The 19,148-nt window shown below is 36.8% G+C and carries 16 protein-coding genes, 1 tRNA gene and 1 pseudogene; 5 read left to right on the top strand and 13 right to left on the bottom strand.

Translation table 11 applies throughout. The features are described from left to right. Positions 1-1,362 (bottom strand): annotated as a pseudogene (locus B1NLA3E_RS05390) (IS4 family transposase). A gap of 459 nt (positions 1,363-1,821) precedes the next feature. Here B1NLA3E_RS05390 and B1NLA3E_RS05385 point away from each other — a divergent pair. Next, a complete protein-coding gene (locus B1NLA3E_RS05385; protein WP_015592828.1) occupies positions 1,822-2,883 on the top strand; it encodes a glycosyltransferase family 4 protein in 1,062 nt (353 codons plus the stop codon). A 164-nt stretch (positions 2,884-3,047) separates the two neighbouring features. Here the strand turns inward: B1NLA3E_RS05385 and B1NLA3E_RS05380 are convergent, their stop codons facing one another. The 4 genes from B1NLA3E_RS05380 to B1NLA3E_RS05365 all read right to left on the bottom strand — a co-directional run bounded on the left by B1NLA3E_RS05380 (position 3,048) and on the right by B1NLA3E_RS05365 (position 8,026). After that, complete coding sequence (locus B1NLA3E_RS05380; RefSeq protein ID WP_015592827.1) at positions 3,048-4,604, bottom strand: Rieske 2Fe-2S domain-containing protein; 1,557 nt, start codon at positions 4,602-4,604, stop codon at positions 3,048-3,050. Positions 4,605-5,157: 553 nt separating this feature from the next. Next, complete coding sequence (locus B1NLA3E_RS05375) at positions 5,158-5,868, bottom strand: LutC/YkgG family protein (protein WP_015592825.1); 711 nt, start codon at positions 5,866-5,868, stop codon at positions 5,158-5,160. Further along, positions 5,868-7,295 (bottom strand): LutB/LldF family L-lactate oxidation iron-sulfur protein, encoded by a 1,428-nt coding sequence (locus B1NLA3E_RS05370; protein WP_015592824.1) that lies wholly within the window; start codon positions 7,293-7,295, stop codon positions 5,868-5,870. Before B1NLA3E_RS05370 ends, B1NLA3E_RS05375 begins: the two co-directional genes overlap by 1 nt. Positions 7,296-7,309: 14 nt before the next feature. After that, entirely contained in the window at positions 7,310-8,026 is a 717-nt protein-coding gene (locus tag B1NLA3E_RS05365) for a (Fe-S)-binding protein (RefSeq protein ID WP_015592823.1), read from the bottom strand. 422 nt (positions 8,027-8,448) lie between these two features. Between B1NLA3E_RS05365 and B1NLA3E_RS05360 the strand changes: the two genes are divergently transcribed. Beyond that, a complete protein-coding gene (locus B1NLA3E_RS05360) occupies positions 8,449-9,510 on the top strand; it encodes an LLM class flavin-dependent oxidoreductase (RefSeq protein WP_015592822.1) in 1,062 nt (353 codons plus the stop codon). A gap of 372 nt (positions 9,511-9,882) precedes the next feature. On the opposite strand, the gene B1NLA3E_RS05355 is transcribed toward B1NLA3E_RS05360, so the two are convergent. Next, positions 9,883-9,954: transfer RNA gene (locus B1NLA3E_RS05355), tRNA-Val, on the bottom strand. 444 nt (positions 9,955-10,398) lie between these two features. Between B1NLA3E_RS05355 and B1NLA3E_RS05350 the strand changes: the two genes are divergently transcribed. From B1NLA3E_RS05350 to B1NLA3E_RS05340, 3 genes are all read left to right on the top strand, one after another. Beyond that, entirely contained in the window at positions 10,399-10,911 is a 513-nt protein-coding gene (locus tag B1NLA3E_RS05350) for a YjcG family protein (RefSeq protein ID WP_015592821.1), read from the top strand. A 5-nt stretch (positions 10,912-10,916) separates the two neighbouring features. Continuing rightward, a complete protein-coding gene (locus B1NLA3E_RS05345) occupies positions 10,917-11,339 on the top strand; it encodes a GNAT family N-acetyltransferase (protein ID WP_015592820.1) in 423 nt (140 codons plus the stop codon). A gap of 381 nt (positions 11,340-11,720) precedes the next feature. Then, on the top strand, positions 11,721-14,015 hold the full coding sequence (locus B1NLA3E_RS05340) for a UvrD-helicase domain-containing protein (RefSeq protein WP_015592819.1): 2,295 nt from the start codon (positions 11,721-11,723) through the stop codon (positions 14,013-14,015). A 99-nt stretch (positions 14,016-14,114) separates the two neighbouring features. On the opposite strand, the gene B1NLA3E_RS05335 is transcribed toward B1NLA3E_RS05340, so the two are convergent. The 7 genes from B1NLA3E_RS05335 to B1NLA3E_RS05310 form a co-directional block, all read right to left on the bottom strand. Next, a complete protein-coding gene (locus B1NLA3E_RS05335) occupies positions 14,115-14,369 on the bottom strand; it encodes a stage VI sporulation protein F (RefSeq protein ID WP_015592818.1) in 255 nt (84 codons plus the stop codon). 296 nt (positions 14,370-14,665) lie between these two features. After that, positions 14,666-14,797 (bottom strand): YjcZ family sporulation protein, encoded by a 132-nt coding sequence (locus B1NLA3E_RS23655; protein WP_083935055.1) that lies wholly within the window; start codon positions 14,795-14,797, stop codon positions 14,666-14,668. Between the two features lie 106 nt (positions 14,798-14,903). After that, positions 14,904-15,260 (bottom strand): stage V sporulation protein AE, encoded by a 357-nt coding sequence (gene spoVAE / locus B1NLA3E_RS05330; RefSeq protein ID WP_015592817.1) that lies wholly within the window; start codon positions 15,258-15,260, stop codon positions 14,904-14,906. 20 nt (positions 15,261-15,280) lie between these two features. Further along, positions 15,281-16,303, bottom strand: a complete 1,023-nt coding sequence (gene spoVAD / locus B1NLA3E_RS05325; protein ID WP_015592816.1) for a stage V sporulation protein AD — start codon at positions 16,301-16,303, stop codon at positions 15,281-15,283. Further along, positions 16,304-16,780 carry a stage V sporulation protein AC gene (gene spoVAC, locus B1NLA3E_RS05320; protein ID WP_015592815.1) on the bottom strand — a complete coding sequence of 159 codons (477 nt, stop codon included), beginning with the start codon at positions 16,778-16,780 and terminating at the stop codon, positions 16,304-16,306. It lies immediately after the preceding gene. 16 nt (positions 16,781-16,796) lie between these two features. Continuing rightward, entirely contained in the window at positions 16,797-17,285 is a 489-nt protein-coding gene (locus tag B1NLA3E_RS05315; protein WP_015592814.1) for a YhcN/YlaJ family sporulation lipoprotein, read from the bottom strand. Positions 17,286-17,586: 301 nt separating this feature from the next. Continuing rightward, positions 17,587-19,047: an IS1182 family transposase gene (locus B1NLA3E_RS05310; RefSeq protein ID WP_015592366.1), complete on the bottom strand. Its 1,461-nt coding sequence runs from the start codon at positions 19,045-19,047 to the stop codon at positions 17,587-17,589. Positions 19,048-19,148: the final 101 nt, after the last annotated feature.

Here is a 19,148-nt window from a genome sequence, read left to right as displayed (position 1 = left end):
TCAACTTTCGCAGACTGAAATAGGCAGGTATGCCTTGATATAGTTAGGTAAGCCCGCGATCCATTGTTGAAGTTGACTTTTAATTAACTTTTGAATTTTTTTGTTACTCTCTTTAAGGGTATCTTCAAGAAGCTCGATTAATTGCTGAAGCGCAATTGCCCAATCGAGGTCACTGATTTCATCACAAAGTTCATAAAACATACCGCCTAATGTTCTTTGGTCCGTACTACATCTGTTTTGCCAGGACAGAACAATACATCGTGCAAAAACTATCGTTGTATGACTAATTAAGGAATCATAGGAACGACCTTGAAACTCCTTTTGGAGTTTTAATAGGGATTTCGTTGTTTTGAAAAACACTTCAATGTCCCATCTCATTCCATAAATTCTGATGATTTCTTGGTCACTTAGCGTGCAGTCTGTACTCAGAATCGCTAACCATTCGCTCTTTTTATTACGGTTTTGAACGAATACCATTTTAACTACAACTCCATTGGCTTGGGTAGTATGAATGGAGCGAAGAATCCCTTTTTTTCCTTGAATAGGTGCTGCCAAACGATAGAGTTCCTTTAAGCTGACACGCTTATCATCTACAAGGTAACGTTGTTTTAAATTCTTAACCATGCCAATTACATCAAGCCCCTGCTCTTTGATGTTCTTAATAAGTGGTTGATGGGTAAACCAAGTATCCATCAACACATATGAAGCATCAATCCCAGCGTTCAATGCACGTTGAATCATATAAGGAATTTGTTCTGGAGCAGTTTGTTAGGCTTCAAGACGGCGTTTGTAGCCGGTGCTTCGCTTGTCGATTTTACTTGATATTCCGTTAATTTGGCTTGTTTTAGAGCTCAATAAAGAAAAGTCCACAGGAATGAACGTTGCACCATCTGACCAACCAAGGGTAAGCATACGGAAGCCTTTATAAAAGCGCATTTTTTGAGAGGCATGATCAAAACAACGAGCTAGTAATTCGACGGATTTACTACGATTTCGATCATAAGAAGAATCATCTAATACTAGGACCTTCGGTCTTTCATGATTCGAGAGTTTAGTTACTTTTCCAATTGTGTGAACACTAAGAAACAGTAAAAATCTACGCCACGCAAAGGTGGACTGATTCAAGAAACGATAGACGGAGTCCTTAGCAAGAAAATCTGCAGATTTTCTACTTTCAAGCGTCCGATACCAATTCTTATTTTCAAAGATCAAACAAAAAATTAATTGAAAAAGATAACCACAAGAAAAGCCCAGAGACTTTGTAATACCAGCTTTTCTTAGATGCTTTAGTACCTGTAATCCTTTAAATGTGGATGTTAGTTCATTTGGTAGTTGCTTATTTTGACCATTATTCGATATCATATAGGAGGCACCTCTTCTGTATGGTATTGTGATTCTCGACAAATCAACTATACCAAACGAAGAGGTGCTTTTTCATGCCTATATTTAAGGGCAAGTACTATATTTCAACAACTCCGACTTTACAGACATTTAAGCTTAGCACATTTTTCTAGGTGCGAAAGTTGAGTTATTTAAAAACCTATTTTTTCTAATTAATTCAAGACAAAGTTTTTCTTTCTCTGACAAGTGATCCATACAACAGACCATTAATTTGAATTTCAAATTTTTGCTATGATATAGAAAGGTCCATATAAAAACATACTATTCCAATAATTCGCGAACGTTAGTCCTACACTTTGTTATTAAATCGTGCATAGAATAAAAGTAATTATATTTCCAATGAGGTGTAATACCTTTGAAAATAGAATTAAAGCATAATGCTGCTTTGCTGAGTTTTAAAAAAAGGCTGGTGAACAATAAATGGTAAAAATTCTATATGTTATTAATCAATCAAGTGATGGCGGCTCACAGACTACGACACGGAATCGCATCAATGCATTCAGAAGCAGAGGATTTGAGGCAGAAGTATTTTTTACGGTCCGTGGTGACGGCGCAAAAATGTTTAGAGAAATTGATCATTATTATATTGAAAATACTAGCCATTTTCAACAAATGATTGAAAAAGGAGGTTATGATTGTATTATTTTCGTTTTATCTCTTGACTATCTTAAATACCTGCCAAAAAACTATAAAGGAAAGATAATTTATGAAATTCGCGGTTGGAGCAATGGTGTAATAAAACGTCTTAAGAAAAACAATATAAGCAAATCTGTTGATGCAATTGTGTGCATTGCCAAATATTTGGAACCATTAGTGAAACCATACTTGAGTGAGGATGTTCCGATATTTATAGATGGAAATACGGTTGATCCAATGTTTCATTATCTAGAGGCTTCTAAAAGAAGCTGGACAAAACCACCAAAGCCTATTGAGGGACATCCCGTTATTGCTTTTGTTGGAAGAGTAGAATTCACAAAGAACTGGAGAGAATTCGTCAAGATTTATAGGAAATTAGAGAAAAAATATCCGGTCGAAGCTTGGTTTTTAAGTAATCCAAAATATTCAAACAGTATAAAAGATTTGCATAAGGAATGTTCAAAGCATCAATTAAAATATAAAGTGATCCATGTTTTTAATGAAAATATGCCTGAAATTTACTCAATAATAGCTGACTCAGGCGGCTGTGTCCTTTCAACATCTTTGCGAGAAGGGTTAGGAAATTCGATATTAGAACCGATGGCATGCCAATGTCCAGTTGTAAGCTCAGACAGACCAGGGAAAAATGAAATTATTATAAATGAGCATAATGGCATGCTATATAAACTAGGTGATATTGATATGGGTGTAGACTGTACAGAAAAAATTTTAAAAGATATTCCGCTTCGAAATAAAATTATTCAAAACGCACTAGTCACTATTCAAAATGATTATAATCCAAATGATTATGTTGACCGTTATGTAAATATACTTTCAAAAATATAATGGACAAAAAATGATCATTAATTTATACAGTGCTTTGTAATATTAGGCAGCCTTATATCCGAATTTTTTTTGGATTATAGGCAGCCTAATTTTTTTGAATTCTTTCTTCATTGTGTAAGATAGATAATGGTCAATGTCTTTACTAAAAATTATTCAACAGTTGCTTAATCATCTTCTAGGGGAAATGCATGGATACTGCAATCATTGGTCGTACATTTTCCAGAATTATTTAAATCAAATACCCACCGATGCCTTGGACAAATGATTTGTTTACCAGCAATCCATCCTTGTGAAAGATCTCCTCCATCATGTGGACAATAGCGATTAATTGCATACCGGGTTCCATTTGCCTCAACCACAATACGTTCTTTATTGAATTCATTAGCTAACACCTTTTCACAAAAAGGATTAATATCCTCTGCTTCATTTATTAAAAATCCATGCATTAGTGCTTGAAATATATCAGGCTCCCGATTTAATTTCATACGGAAAGACAGCATAAAATCTTCCCAAGTTAATTTACTGTCAAAAATACGGGCTATGTCCCAGGAATTTATTCGGATAGAATAATATTGTTTATCTTGAATATCTTTTACAAATTCAAGTTTTTTTTCAGGGAAATTGACTCGCAGAACTTTGTCTGGCTGGTCATTTAAACAAAAATAAAGGGGTACGGTTATACGCTTATGCAAATGTAAATGTTTTAATTTTTCTTCCAATTCTTTTTGGAGTTTACTCCATATAACTTGGGGATCTATTGTTGAATAAGTTTTTTTCCTTGCTTCAAAAAAACTTTCAAACTTGGCTGCATATTCCTTTATGTAGCTTTCAACATTGGCTTCATCAACCCGTTCTTTTGAAAGATGGATGAAGTTTCCTGATTTTACATCTAAAATATCGCCAGGCATAATATTAGGTGTTTCGAGGGTCATAGTCTTTAATCGTTTCTTTAAAAATCCAATCACTTCAGGAGCACGAGGGAAAATATTAATCGGTTCAAAATTCAATTGGAATAAAGTTGGATCAAGGAAACACGGCGGCCCTGCGGATGGCAGCCACAAACGAGGTTTTACTGTTTCAATCGACCGGGCAACAGCTTCAAACTTACTGCGGACCTTTTTTTTAGAAATTTTCCCATATTGTTCTTTGGAATATTCATAGCAGGTTGGATGCCAGATTGCCCCTGAAAACTGGGTGGTAAATACATCAACTTTTCCTTCGTTTTTTATAATTTCAGGAAGTCTATCCATTATTTTACAGTCATTGAGATTAAGAAAAGAACTTGTGTTTGTTTTTACTAAAATGGATGAGTCGCGATTGACTTCCGTATCAATTAAGTACACTTTTATAGACCCGTCTTTAATTAAGACTTCTTCTTCATTGGCACAACTTATGACTTTTTTACAATTGTAATCTTTAAAAATTCGACGTAATTCAGCTCTTCGAAATTTTGCAATAATAAGTGTAAAATCCCGATTTTCAATACTATTTAAAAATTTTAGATCAAAATGATCCTTATGTTCATGGCTAACATAAATATAGCGATCTTTATTTGTATTATTTAACTTTTCCTGAACATAGGCCGCAAGGTGATGATTTTGCGGAAATTGGAACCAGGACCCTTCAAAAGCACCCGTCGGTGAAAGCCATGGATCCATTATAATGATTGTTTTCTCCGTCTCAACACAGAAGCCTGCATGTCCTAAATACGTTATTTCCAAAAGAACGACCCCCTTCTATTTACAAATATACAAATCATTTATATGCGTATAAAAGAGAATATATTAATGATATCAAATAATCTGGCATTATTTTTAGTCTGAGGTTGTTAGTACTTTTAGTTAGTATCCGCTTTTCCGACTGTTAAGTGTTTCAATTTTGTCTGCCCCCCCATACGTTAAAGCGTTAATATATTTCCTTTATTCCAGACAAACGGATGGAGTAAATAATTCCAACCGATTTCTCAGGCTGCTCTTTAATAATTTTCTTCAATAATTGGACTACCTCAATTGCCTCAATTAAGTTACATTGATTAATCCATTTCCCATCGCATTTTTCATTCTCTAATATAGGAACTGCCTTAGTTACACCTTCTGAACTTCCCGGAAAGCCTCGTTTGTTTAATTGCACGTAAATTAAATAAAAGGCGAATATAGAATAATAGAATAATAAACTTATTACCTTATCAATATTTCACCATGTACCCAGTAGTGGCAAAACAAAAAATGAGTTCCAAACCCATTAATAAGGATTTAGAACTCATAATTTTATAGTTTATAAATCAGATACAATGATATAAGTTAAACGAATAGGTCCATGTACACCCCATACCTTGTTTAACTCAATGTCAGAGGAACTACTTGAACCACAAATAAAGTTAATGGCTGCAGGATTTATTCCTTGTTTTGACATTTCATGAAGTTTTTGCATTCCTTGTGTTAAACGAGGAACAATTGTACTTTGCGGTACAATACAAACATAATTTAAAGGCAGGAAGTTTGACGATCTTCCTTTTCCCAACTTATCAATGACAGTGTAAGAAGCAGTTTCAGCAAGTGAAAGATCACTAATACACACGCCATAAGACGCATTCAATGCCTTATCTATATTTTCACGGCCTTTTTCATCAGTCCAAACATACGCATCTTTCAACACATCATTTAGACCCCATTCTGCAAAACGTTCATCGTTCCAAGCGATAATTGGGCCCGTTCCATGTTCAACTAGTTTCTCAGCCACAGTTTTTGCAAGATCTTTTTTCTCGATAATAAAAGAATCAATCTTACCACCCGACCCAGCTTTGTTAACTTGAGCATTCTTATGGAATTCTTCAGCTAATTGTGCTTGAGTAAAGCCTTTATAAATTTCAAGTTGAGGTTTGCTTGAAAATTCAGGATGTACAACATCTTTCGGCATTTCTCGACCAAGTATGTTTGAAAGGTTAGAAATAAATGACTCTCTATTTAAAATTTGTCCTTTTATCATTATTTATTTCCTCCTTTACTTCTAGATTCATACCAATCTCTGAAACGTGTTTTTTCCAATGCTGGCAGGTCACGTTTGTCTGTCCAACCTTTAAGAATACTTACACCTTTTTTAATTTTTCCATCTACCATCAATGGTTTTGTCATGAATGGCGCAACACTTGTTCCTAGCTTGTACATCCAAGGACGGCTTAGAACCATACCTGCTCCAGACATACTCGCACCCCAGAATGCAGAAGCCTTCTTTTCTTCAGCTAGTACACGCTTGTGCTCATGAATTAATGAATGCAACGGGATATTAGATGGACAAACTTCTGTACACTCACCACAAAGTGAACACATATATGGTAGTTCTTTGAAGTCATCATAGCCGGCAAGTAGTGGCGTTAATACAACACCAAGTGGTCCAGAATAGATAGCATTATAAGAGTGTCCACCAACTTGTCGATATACTGGACAGGCATTTAAACATGCAGCACAGCGCATACATTGTAATACTTCTTTGAATTGAGACTTTAATACTTCAGAACGTCCATTATCAACGATCACCACATGAAATTCTTTAGCACCATCCGCAGCACCTTCTTCAGTAATCCCGTTTACAAATGTCGTATAGCTTGTACTTTTTGCCCCTACTGCACTTCTAGCTAATAAGCTAATACAGATATCTGCATCTTCATAGGTAGCGACGATACGTTCCATACCCATTACAGCTACCTGTAACTCAGGTGCTGATGTACAAAGATCGATATTTCCTTCATTACTGATTAATGTAATCGCTCCAGATTCAGCAATAGCAAAGTTACATCCGTAAATTCCCATATCAGCCGTTACATACTCATTACGCAGTTGAGCACGAGCGAATGCAGCTAAGTCTTCTGGCATATCTTTGCCAGTATATCCATTCTTGGCAAAAACATCACGAATTTGGGTTTTGTTTAAATGTAAAGATGGCACTACCATATGTGAAGGTGGATTCCAGTCATCTAATTGCAAAATGTATTCAGCTAAGTCAGTTTCTTTTACATCTACCCCAGCATCAATCAATTCGTGGTTAAGTCCAATTTCCTCTGTAACCATCGATTTAGCTTTTACAACTTTTTTAACGCCTCTTTCTATTGCTAGATTAGTAACATACTGAGAGGCTTCCTTAGCATCCTTTGCAAAAAATACGTTACCTCCATTTTTGATAACGTTTTCAGAAAATTGATTTAGGTAGAAATCTAAGTTTTCAAGAACGTGGGCACGAACTTCTCCTGATAGTTTTTGCCACTCACGGAAATTACCATCTCCCAATTGTGACAGCACGTTCTTTCTATTATTATTAATTAAATCTTGAGCTTTCACCATTGCAGCACGCATGAAATCATCGTTTAGATTCTTTTCAAGATTTTTCTCAAAACTTTGGTTATTAATCTTAATTCCCATTTTGGCTCTCCTTACTATTTAGAATTTAGCACTTCAGCAATATGCATTACTTTGATATTTGATCCAAGTCTACTTAAACGTCCACCAATATTCATTAGACAAGCGAAGTCTGCACCTATCAAATAATCAGGGTTAGCTTCTTGGATGTACCTTGCTTTTTCATCAGCAACTTCAGCTGAAATATCCCCCATTTTAACAGAGAAGGTACCACCAAACCCGCAACACTTGTGCGAATTGTGGAAATCCACTAATTCTAGACCTTCTACTTTCGAAAGAAGTGTTAATGGCTGTTCTTTCACTTTTAAAAATCTTGCTGTATGGCAGTTGTGGTGGTAAACAGCCTTTCCAGGAAGTTTCGCAGAAAAGTCATCTAGATTAATAACTTCAATTAGAAATTGCGATAATTCATATGTTTTTGCTGCAACTTTTTCCGCTCTTTCTTTCCATTCTTTATCATCAGCAAAAATATGTGGATATTCTTTTACAAATGAAACACAAGAACCTGAAGGTGAAACAATCACCTCAGCATGTTCAAACGTTTCGATAAAGTGCTTAATTGTGTTTTTTGTTTTCTCTACGTATCCAGTGTTGTACGTAGGTTGCCCGCAACATGTTTGGTTCTTAGGATAATCGATCTCATGCCCCAGACCTTCAAGTAATTCAACAGTAGCTTTACCGACATTCATTGCCATAAAATCAACAATACAGGTTGTAAATAATGTTACTTTCATATCAAATCTCCCTTTGATTTAATAACTATCTTCATTTATTCACCTGTTAATAAGGTCATCTGATGACCTGGTAAAAAAATAAGAAAACCTTATTATACAACGTTATTATACAATATAAATAACTTTTCTGTATATCAAAATTCGACAATCTTCGTAAAAGCTCTAGATAATTAATTAATAGAGAAACCTCGCCAAATATGTGGTGAGGTTTCTTTGTTAATATGCTCTTTTCAGCAACCGGACGGTTCTAATGTGCACATTATATTTACAGATAGAATTAGACTTCAGTCATCATTTTCAAAAAACAAATGATTGACCCTTTGGTTTGATCCTTCTCATTTGTAAATCTATTCCTTCACCTTTTTTTAAAATTGAATAGTATTAAGCAAAGGCTTTTTTACACCACAGTGGAGGAGATAAACTTGAAGGCTGGGAGTCAAAATGGAATGGAAATTGGAATATATTCCTTAGCGGATTTATACCCGGATCCACAAACAGGTAAAACCAGCAGTGCAAAGCAGAGAATTGAAGAAATAATAAAAGCAGCAAAAATGGCAGATGAAGCTGGACTGGATGTATTTGGTGTGGGAGAACATCACCGTTTAGATTACGCAGTGTCCGCACCGGCAATCGTCTTGTCGGCCATTTCACAAGTCACAAAACAAATTAAATTGACAAGTGCGACGACAGTATTAAACACGATAGACCCTATTCGTTTATTCGAGGATTTTGCAACACTTGATCTTTTATCAAATGGCCGTGCTGAAATCATTGCTGGGCGTGGGGCTTTTTTAGACTCATTCCCACTTTTCGGTTATGATACAAAAAATTATGATGAATTGTTTGAAGAACACATTGAGCTTTTACTAAATCTAAATGCAAAGGAAATGGTTACCTGGAATGGTCGCTATCGTTCTTCATTAAAGGATGCGGAAATTGCACCGCGACCTGTTCAACCAAAAATTCCAATATGGGTAGGTGTTGGTGGGTCTTTGGAAAGTGCAGAACGAGCAGGGAGATTAGGCACTGGCTTAGCAATAGTGTTACTTGGCGGTGATCCAAGCTTATATAAGCCGCTTGTTGATCAATACCGAGTAACAGCTGCTCAAACTGGTCATGCTCTAGAAAATTTGAAGGTGGGAGTTACGGGGCACGCTTATATTTCAAAAACGAATCAGCAGGCAATAGAAGAATATTACCCGTATCATTCAAATTATTGGTTCCACCTTAATCGTGGGCATGTGAAAAATACTACTTTTTCAAGAGCTGATTTTGAACTGCTATCTAGAAAAGAAACAGCCCTTTTTGTTGGAAGCTCTCAGCAAATCATCGAAAAAATTATGTGCCAATACGAGTTGTTTGGTCACCAGCGGTTTATGGCGCAAATGGACATAGGTGGTATGCCCTTTAAAAAAGTTGCCGAAAACATTGAGCGATTGGCAACAGAAGTAGCGCCCGTTATACGAAAAGAAACAAGGAAATAGTATTTCAACTATGTCGCTTATGTAAATAACCCTACAGCAATAATATATTTATGGATGTCTGGAGCGTATTCAGATAAGAATCTCTCGCATTTTTCTCATAAATTGCAGATATCTAGAAATTAGGCTTAATAAGGATAATCGCTGATTAGGTTATTTCAACACTAAATTCGTAACGCACTCCACATGTCTCGAATGCGGAACTATGTTAACTTCTTGTATTGCTAATCGCTTTATCTGTACTACATCCATAAAGATCACTTTAACAACAAAAACTTTGACCCTTTACTGTCACCAAAGCTTTTGTTTGTCATCAATAGAATAAATACCACAAAAAAAATCCTAACATCAAATTGATGTTAGGATTTTTTTTGATGACCTGTGAGGGATTCGAACCCACGACCCCTTCCCTGTCAAGGAAGTGCTCTCCCACTGAGCTAACAAGTCATAATATAAGGTACACCTTTTTCAAAGGTACATTTCTTATTATAAGGAAATTAGGGATTATGTCAACATTTTTCAGGACGAACAATGGGGACATTTGAACCTTTAGTAAACTCCCTTGGTTGTGGTAAAATCTCTTGATCTATTTGCCCCATTCTTTCTCACATTTATTTATATATCATGTATTAATCGCTCAAGACAGTGCAGACTATTTTCAGCTTGGAAAAATCGGGAAGTTCGCCGATGAACTCCATCAAAATTAGCGAAATTTAATTATCGATTCTTGGGTCCTGTAACAGGACTACCGCGATATGATTTATTTTAAAAATTTGATATAATGTTTTCCATAATACAATCAAAGCTTCCGCTTTATTTCGCTCTTTCAAAAGCTTTTTAGAAAGTAACTTAGCCCTGCTGCATAAGAGTTCACTAACTGGAGGTAATGTTATGAAATTTGGTGTCGTTATTTATCCATCGAAAAAATTGCAGGACTTAGCAAATTCTTATCGTAAAAGATATGACCCGCATTATGCATTAATTTCTCCTCATCTAACCTTAAAAGAACCTTTCGAATCAACCGAAGAACAAATTAAGGAATTAGCCCTAAGGTTAAAACAGATTGCCGAGGGCACAACACCTTTTCCACTAAAAGTGTTAAAAACAAGCTCATTCAAACCTGTAAATAATGTCATCTATTTTAAAATTAACCCGAATCCCGAATTAGAAAAGTTGCATACAGAGCTCCATACCGATTTTGTTGGTGAAAAGCCTGAATACAACTTTGTCCCACATATTACGATTGGCCAAAATCTGTCCGATGATGAACATTATGATGTATTTGGTTCACTTAGAATGCTACAAATAAATCACGAGGAAATGATAGACCGCTTCCACCTACTTTATCAACTTGAAGATGGTTTTTGGACTGTCTATGAAACATTTCGTTTTGGAAAGGAATAAAGTGTATGACTGTTAAAGTTGTCGCAACTGAACAAGAATTAAATGATGCTTACTCGATAAGAAAAAAAGTATTTATTGAAGAACAACAAGTTCCACCTGAAGAAGAAATTGATCAGAATGAAGCAGAAGCAACGCACTTTGTCCTTTATGAAAATGATCAACCAGTTGGTGCTGGACGGTTCCGCGTCCTAGCAGGCATCGGAAAGGTTGAACGAATTTGTGTTTTGAAGGGCCAACGCAATACTGGTGCCGGGAAAGAACTCATGAATTTTATTGAGAAATATGCGCAAACAAATGGCATATCAAACTTAAAACTAAATGCCCAAACCCATGCGATCCCTTTTTATAGCCGCTTAGGCTATAAAACTATTTCTGAAGAATTTTTGGATGCTGGTATTCCTCATAAAAGCATGAAAAAGATCTTATAATCCGCTACAAATTCCGGCCCTATCTTAGCAGGGCTTTTTTGTTTGCCAACTTTTCACCCTTTTGATTCCAGTAAAATTTTGATATGATTACCTTTGTGTTTAAAATTTTATGTTTTTTTATTTAATAAGAGGCTGTGTTAAAGCTCAATGTTGATTTTTTTGAACAAAGTTGATTGGAGTGGAAGGCGCGAAGACTCCTGCGGGAGCAGCGGGACAGGTGAGACCCCGCAGGCGCTTAAGCGCCGAGGAGGCTCACCGCCCGCCCCGCGGAAAGCGAAGCGCCTGGAACGGAAATCAACATTTTATTTTAACAGAGCCTATTTTATAAGAAAAGCTCAAGCGCCCGTTTAGCGACTTTGTATGCAAAAGAGGTAACCTCCTATGAAAACTGCCATTTTCCTTAAAGATAAAATCCATTTAAATAAAACAAACCGTGAAGAATATCAAAAGATTTATGATGCCGGAAAAAAGGGCTCACTAACTTGTCCAAGTTGTGGGGACAAAGTGCGGCTCTATTTGGGAATTATGGAAGAACCTCACTTCTTTCACGTTCTTCCTGATCATAAAAGCTGCGCTGACCAACCTATTATCGAGGAGGTAGCACCTGTAAAAGTAGAATCAGTCTATACTGAACAAAATGGATTTAGAATACCTGTTTCCCGCTCCATTCAGACTACTGCAACGGCCACGCGTGAGGTTATTTTAAAAAAATCCCGTGCCTTGAAAATAGACAAACCATTTGTTTCATCCCCACCATTTAGAATAGAACATGACCACTCCTATATACACGCGCTTGCCAAAAGTGGCTTCAGTCTCGACAGGAGCCAAGCAAAGGCTGTCTCCTATTCAGACGGGCCCATCCTCGTTCTTGCCGGGGCAGGGAGTGGGAAAACACGAGTGTTGACGGCTCGTACTGCCTTTATGTTAGAAGAGAAAAAGCTCAATCCTAGTTCGATTATGCTGGTAACCTTTACGGCAAAGGCTGCTGCTGAAATGAAAGCTAGACTCCATCACTATCCAAATATTTCTGGAAGACAGATTCAACAACTAGTAACTGGTACTTTTCATAGTATCTTTTACCGAATTCTCTCATTCCATGCTCGTGAAAGATGGGATGCTCGGAATCTATTAAAACGAGATTGGCAACGGGAACAAATGCTTAAGGAAGCTGGTCGGACCCTCAATCTAGACGAAAAGGAGTTTTCTTATGACTTGGCGCTTCAGAAAATTAGTTATTGGAAAAACAATCTAGAATTTCCTGATACAGTGAAACCTGAGGGCGATTGGGAAGAAAAAGTGGCCTTCTTGTATAAACAATACGAATTAAATAAGCAAAATCACCAGCTGTTTGATTTTGATGATATGCTTATCGGCTGTTTTCAATTATTCCAAGCAGATTCTTCCTTACTAGAAACCTATCAAAATCGTTTTCAATACTTTCTGATTGACGAGTTTCAAGATATTAATAAAGTTCAATACGAACTGATTAAATTGCTGTCGGCAAAATCAAAGAATGTCTGTGCTGTTGGTGATGATGATCAATCCATTTATGCTTTTCGTGGAAGCGATCCATCTTACCTCTTAGAGTTTGAACGAGATTTTCCAAACGCAAAGTTAGTTGTTCTTGATCAAAACTACCGTTCTAGTCATGAAATCGTGTCTGTAGCCAATCAGATCATTAGTCAAAATAAACGCCGAAGAGCAAAATCGATGGCAGCTCAATACTCGCATACCCAGACTCCTGTTAGCTTCTTTCCTTACGATGAGGAAGAAGAGGCTACCATGATCCTGACTGATATTTTAGAAAAAATAGCCCATGGAAAACGGCCCAGTGATTTTGCGATACTATTCCGGACCAACACCGGAAGCCGTGCCATGTTTGAACGGCTTGTCTCTTCCAGTCTTCCCTTTAAAATTGACCAGGATATTGAGTCCTTTTATGACCGCTTTATTGTAAAAGGGATGCTGGCATTTTTAAAGTTAAGCCTGAACGAAGATGATCAAAATGCCATTAAAGCGGTCCTTCCAGCCCTGTTTATCAAACAAACCGTATTCCAAGATATTAAGGCAGAAAGTATTTTACAAGATTGCTCTATGCTAGAATCATTGTCCCATTTGAAAACTGCCTACGCATTTCAAGCAAAAAAATTAAAAAAGCTTATCCCTATTCTTCGTGGTTTATCTTCACTTTCACCGACTGTGGCGATTGAAATGGTAGAAAAAGAGCTAGGTTTTCAGGACTTTGTAAAGAAACGAGGCAATGAAGGCAACCAACTCGACAAAGGCTCCGATGACATTCGTGATTTGAAAGTTGCTGCAAAGAACTTTTCTAGTATTCTCGATTTTCTAGAACACACCGACCATATGAAGGCTATGAACAAGGAAATGAAACAAATCTCAAAGCAAGTCCAAGATGCCGTCACCTTAAGTACGATCCATCGAGCCAAAGGATTAGAGTACAATACTGTGTATGTTTTAGGTACTGTTGATGGTTCGCTCCCACATGATTACTCGTTAGAGTCACTTCGAAATGGGGATTCATCAGCTTTGGAAGAGGAAAGACGGTTGTTATATGTAGCTGTTACAAGGGCAATGGAAGCTTTGTATTTGTCTATTCCCGAAAGGTTACGAGGAAAAAAAGCTAATCCTTCCAGGTTTTTATCAACACTTAGATAAGTAAGGGGTCTGACTCCCACCAATATTCAGGTACCTTTTTATTTGAAGGTATCTGATATTTTTTTGTCATCAGTTGTGGGGTCTGACCCCTTTAATTTACTACTTTTTATTGATCATTTTTGAAATGGTATTAAAATCTAATGATTTACCATCTTTAATAATCGATTGAACAATTTTATCTTCCATATCTCTTGAAACTGATTTTCCAGCGATTTGAGAGACCTTCCGGATTACGCCTCTAACCGTCTTTTCATCTTTAAAATTAGCATGCTGCAAAGAGTTGGCAAGATCCAAAATATCCTTCATATTGACGCCTGTTTTCTTTTCAACGTTTTTAAAGAAACCATTATCCATGCTGAAACCTACGCCTCCTTCTTAAAACTCCTTTATATACTATGAAGGAAGGCAACGAATGGTGATTTTCAAAATAGATCAATTTGTTATTTCAATATAATAAAACCAATAATCGGTGTAACCAACCAATACTTTCAAAACCATCTGCTTATCCAAAAAAAAAAGGCTGGCTTAAAACATCGATCTCCCTAAAGTACTACCGTTGCCTCATCACATAAGGCACATAAGTGCTTTAATAAAGGAAATAACCAGTTTAAAAGCCAACCTCTTCCCTATTGCGGTCTAGCCTCTACATATTAATAGAAGCTTGCTCCAACAATGATTAACAAGATGAACAATACGACGATTAGAACGAAAGTCGAACCACCGTAACCGCCTCCGTATCCGTATCCGCCATATCCGCCATAGCCACAGTAACCAAAGCCCATAGATTGTCACCTCACTTTACTTTGCTCACTTATAACATATGTAAATAATTCAAAAGTGATATAGGCGAGCTCCTTAAAATGAGCCTTTTTAGAGATGAAAAGTATTTTAGCCCTTTGGTTTGAAGAACAGAGCACCGATGAAACCAAATACGATTGCAGCTGAAATTCCTGAGCTTGTTACTTCAAACATTCCTGTTAAAACACCAACAATACCATGCTTCTCTGCCTCTTGAAGGGCACCAAGCACTAAGGAATTACCAAAACTGGTAATCGGAATGGTCGCGCCAGCCCCCGCAAAATCGGCTATTGGATCATAAAGACCAAACCCACCTAATACAGATCCAATAACCACTAATAAACTTAAAGTATGGCCAGGCGTCAATTTTGCAACATCAAATAAAAGCTGACCAAATACACAAATGAGACCTCCAATCACAAAAGCCCAAAAAAACATTGCCAGCATCTAGGTTCCTCCTTTTGAACTTAGTTTCCTATTTCAATTGACACCGCATGTGCTATGCATGGGATTGTTTCATTCTGTTGAAAAGATATCGGAGATAATAGTGCACCGGTTGCTACGACTAATATTTTCTTATAGATACCTTTTTTCATTTCATTCAACAGATGACCATAAAATACAGTCGCTGAACAACCTGCACCACTGCCACCAGACATCACAGGCTGATTATCTTTATAAATCATTAAACCGCAATCCCTAAATTGTTCCTTTGAGAGCATAACTCCATTTTTGGTCAGCAAGTCGAAAGCCGTTTCATGCCCTATTCTGCCAAGATCACCCGTTACAATTAAGTCATAATAAGAGGGGGATAACTGTAAATCTCTAAAATGAGCTGCAATCGTATCTGCCGCAGCCGGTGCCATCGCTCCCCCCATGTTAAAGGGATCTGTCAGCCCCATATCTACCACTTTGCCAATCGTTGCCGATGTCGTCACTGGATGATCATTCTTATTTTCATCTAAATTTTTTGCAAGAATTGCTACACCGGCACCCGTAACGGTCCACTGGGCAGTCGGTGGCTTTTGGCCACCATATTCAGTTGGATAGCGGAACTGTTTTTCCACTGCAGCATTATGACTAGATGCACCAGTTAATATGTAATCTGCTCCTTGATAATTTACGAGAAAAGAAGCCAGTGCAAGCCCTTCCATTGAGGTGGAACATGCTCCAAATATCCCCATGTAAGGTACCTGAAAAGTTCTCGCGGCAAAACTTGTTGGAGTAATTTGATTAATTAAGTCCCCACCAATAAAAAACTGCAGCTTATCCTTTTCTAAATTGCATTTTTGTAATGACCTATTGATTGCTTCCTCGATTAAAAGGCGATGTGCCTTTTCATAAGAATCCTGTCCCATCCAAAGATCTTCGTGAAGGTAATCGAAATCATTGGCCAAATTCCCATTTGCTTCAAATGGACCTCCAGAAACGCCGGTGGAGATAATCGCTGGTCTATTTTTAAAAATCCAACTTTGTTTTCCTTTTAACATTTAAAAAACCCCCAAAATGTCCAGAAGAGTTTTAATTAAAGCGACAACAAAAGCAGAAAATACCCCAAATAAAATTACCGATCCCGCCAGTTTGAACATATTACCACCAACCCCAAGTACATACCCTTCTGTCCGGTGCTCTATCGCTGCTGAAATAACAGCATTACCAAACCCAGTCACGGGTACAGCACTGCCCGCCCCTCCAAATTGAGCAAGGTGATCGTAAACTCCAAACCCTGTTAATAACATTGCTAAGAAAACCATTGTCGCAACAGTAGGGTTTCCTGCCGTTTGCTCGGTAAAGTTAAAGAAATAGATATAGAAGTAGCTAATTGCCTGTCCAATCACACAAATGATTCCACCAATTAAAAATGCTTTTAGACAATTTTTTAATACTGGCCGTTTTAATTCATGCTTTTTTTGTAGCTGCTGATATTGCAGCTGCTGTGGTGTAAGTTTTTTTTGTTTTTTTCCCAAAACCTGTCTCCCCTTTTTATGTTAATTCCTTTTTCAAAGTAATGATTTCTTGGATTCTTTTATTCGCTTTCTTATCGGAAAAATCCGGTTTTTTCTCATCATTGATGAGTTCAATCACTTCAAGAAAAATCTTATAATCACTCGAAATGGTGAAATCCTCTTTAGGAAACTTTTTTTCGAGCTTTTGATTAATCTCTTTTTCAATTTGCTTCATTTTAAACCTGTGAAGATGTTTGACTTTGTAAGCAACAATTGTATCTTTTCCTCCCTTAATAACGGCTACATCATAAATAGGCTCAATCGATATAATCTCTTTCCTCACTTTCTTTAGTGTTTTCAGGTCCTTTGTGTTTTTTTCATCTACTACTGTTGGTGTAGGATGGATTGTTTTAAACAGGGCTAATTTTGTTTCCTTGCTTTTGTAATGACTGCAACCCACTAAAGAAAGGTTTATGATGATAACTGCTACGAGAATCTTATAGCTACAATTCAATTTTTTTCCCATAAAGCGTCCCTTCCTATTTTGAAATAATTGCTTTTACTATTTTCCACGACTTAAAGGAAATTTATGAAAGTATTTACAATCGATTTGCACTTTCTTTTATAAAATAAAGGATCGTTAAACTAGAATGTTGATTTCCGTTCCAGGCACTCGCTTTCCTCGGGCGGGCGGTGAGCCTCCTCGGCGCTAAAGCGGAGGCCACTGAAAAACATACGATTTTTACGTCTGTAAATAAATTTTGGTACAAAAAAGGCAATTTATCGTCTGTTTTTGGACGAAAAATTGCCCTTTTCCTTATCTTTTTTTATTCTTTTTCATTGAGGAGTTTTAGTATTCGTTTAAGGTTGACAGCGAATATCGCTGTAGCTCCCTGAATCTTCATGCCTAATAGACCCGCAGATGATGCAATATCATACCCGTGTCTATGTTTCAACTCACTATTTTTCGCTTCAATTTTATAGCGAGATTTCGCTAACTCTTTAAATTCTTCTGTGTTTTGAAATGCCTCCTGATCGGCATGTTCTGTTGATTTGATTGTCACAGAATAAGATTTACTTTTCGCTCCTTCTTTATAACAGCCATCATGAAAAGGGCACACTTTACATTTTTCAATATCAAAAAAGTATTTGATTCTAGGGTTTTTATCTTGTCCCTTTCGTCCTTCATATTTCCTTCTATTAGCCATATGCCCTGCTTTACATACATACATTCCTGCATCTTTATTAAATTCAAACTCTTCTTCTTTTGTGCGTCTGCCATGTGTAATATGCGGATGTAATTTGGAAACAAGTGCTAATTCATTTTCTTTCGCGAATCGAATATTATCTTTCTCAGAGTAGGCTGTATCTCCAATGATTTTGTCAATTTTCATTCCAGTTGCTTGGCTTTTTTTTGTTAAATCCCGCAGATATTTTCCATCACTTTTTTCACCTGTTGTCATAACTGCCGCTGTAATAATCCGTTCATTAGCCATCGCGTAATGCGTTTTGAACCCAAAAAAAGAAGAGTCCTCTGTTTTGTGTCCGACCCGTGCGTCTGGATCATTTGAATAGCTAAGTTGTTCTGTATAATCTTCTACGATCTCTTTTAGAACATTTAATTTTTCTTTGACCGCAGGTACCTTAGCGATTTGTGGTTCTTTTTCGACAACAGTAATGATTCGACGACAATAATCTAATTCATCGGTTACTTCAACAGAAGTTGTTTTCGCAGGGAATTTTTCCTTCATGGATTCATCAATTCGATACACGGCTTTTCGAACATTTTTCGCTTTCTCTTGTAAAAATTCCTTCGGAGATTTTTGGTTATAACGCGCTTTCGTATGTGTGGAATCCACGATAATGGTTTTACTTTTTATGATTTCTTTTTCCAGAGCAATCTCAACTGTTTTGCCAATGAGCAAATCTAATAAATCCTCATCTTGAAGACGGAGTTTACGAAATTTCGTTAAGGAACTAGGATCAATCACGGAATCTTCTGGTGCCATATCCAGGAAATATTTAAACGACATATCATATATTGAACGTTCTACTACATCCACATCAGATAGATCAAATATCGATTTTAGTAATAAATATTTGAACATGCGAATCGGTGAAATGGCATTTCGACCGTTATCAAGACAATATTTCGTTTTTAATTCTTCGAGAATAAATGAAAAGTCCACTAGTTCATTGATTTGGCGAAGCATATTACTTTTTGGCACAACTATTTCGTAGATTGCCATGAATGGGCTAAGATTAAGTGTTTCTTGATTGGAAATCATCGGGATACCACCTACATACATTTAATATCGTTATTATAAGGCAAAAAGGCAGTTGAAAGTTTGGTTTAATCAAACTTTCAACTGCCTAAATTAAAAACTTG

The organism is Bacillus sp. 1NLA3E, assembly GCF_000242895.2.
In the GTDB taxonomy this organism is placed as follows: domain Bacteria; phylum Bacillota; class Bacilli; order Bacillales; family Cytobacillaceae; genus Bacillus_BU.
The sequence above is the reverse complement of the archived record's forward strand: the minus strand, read 5'-3'. Positions and strand labels throughout refer to the sequence as shown.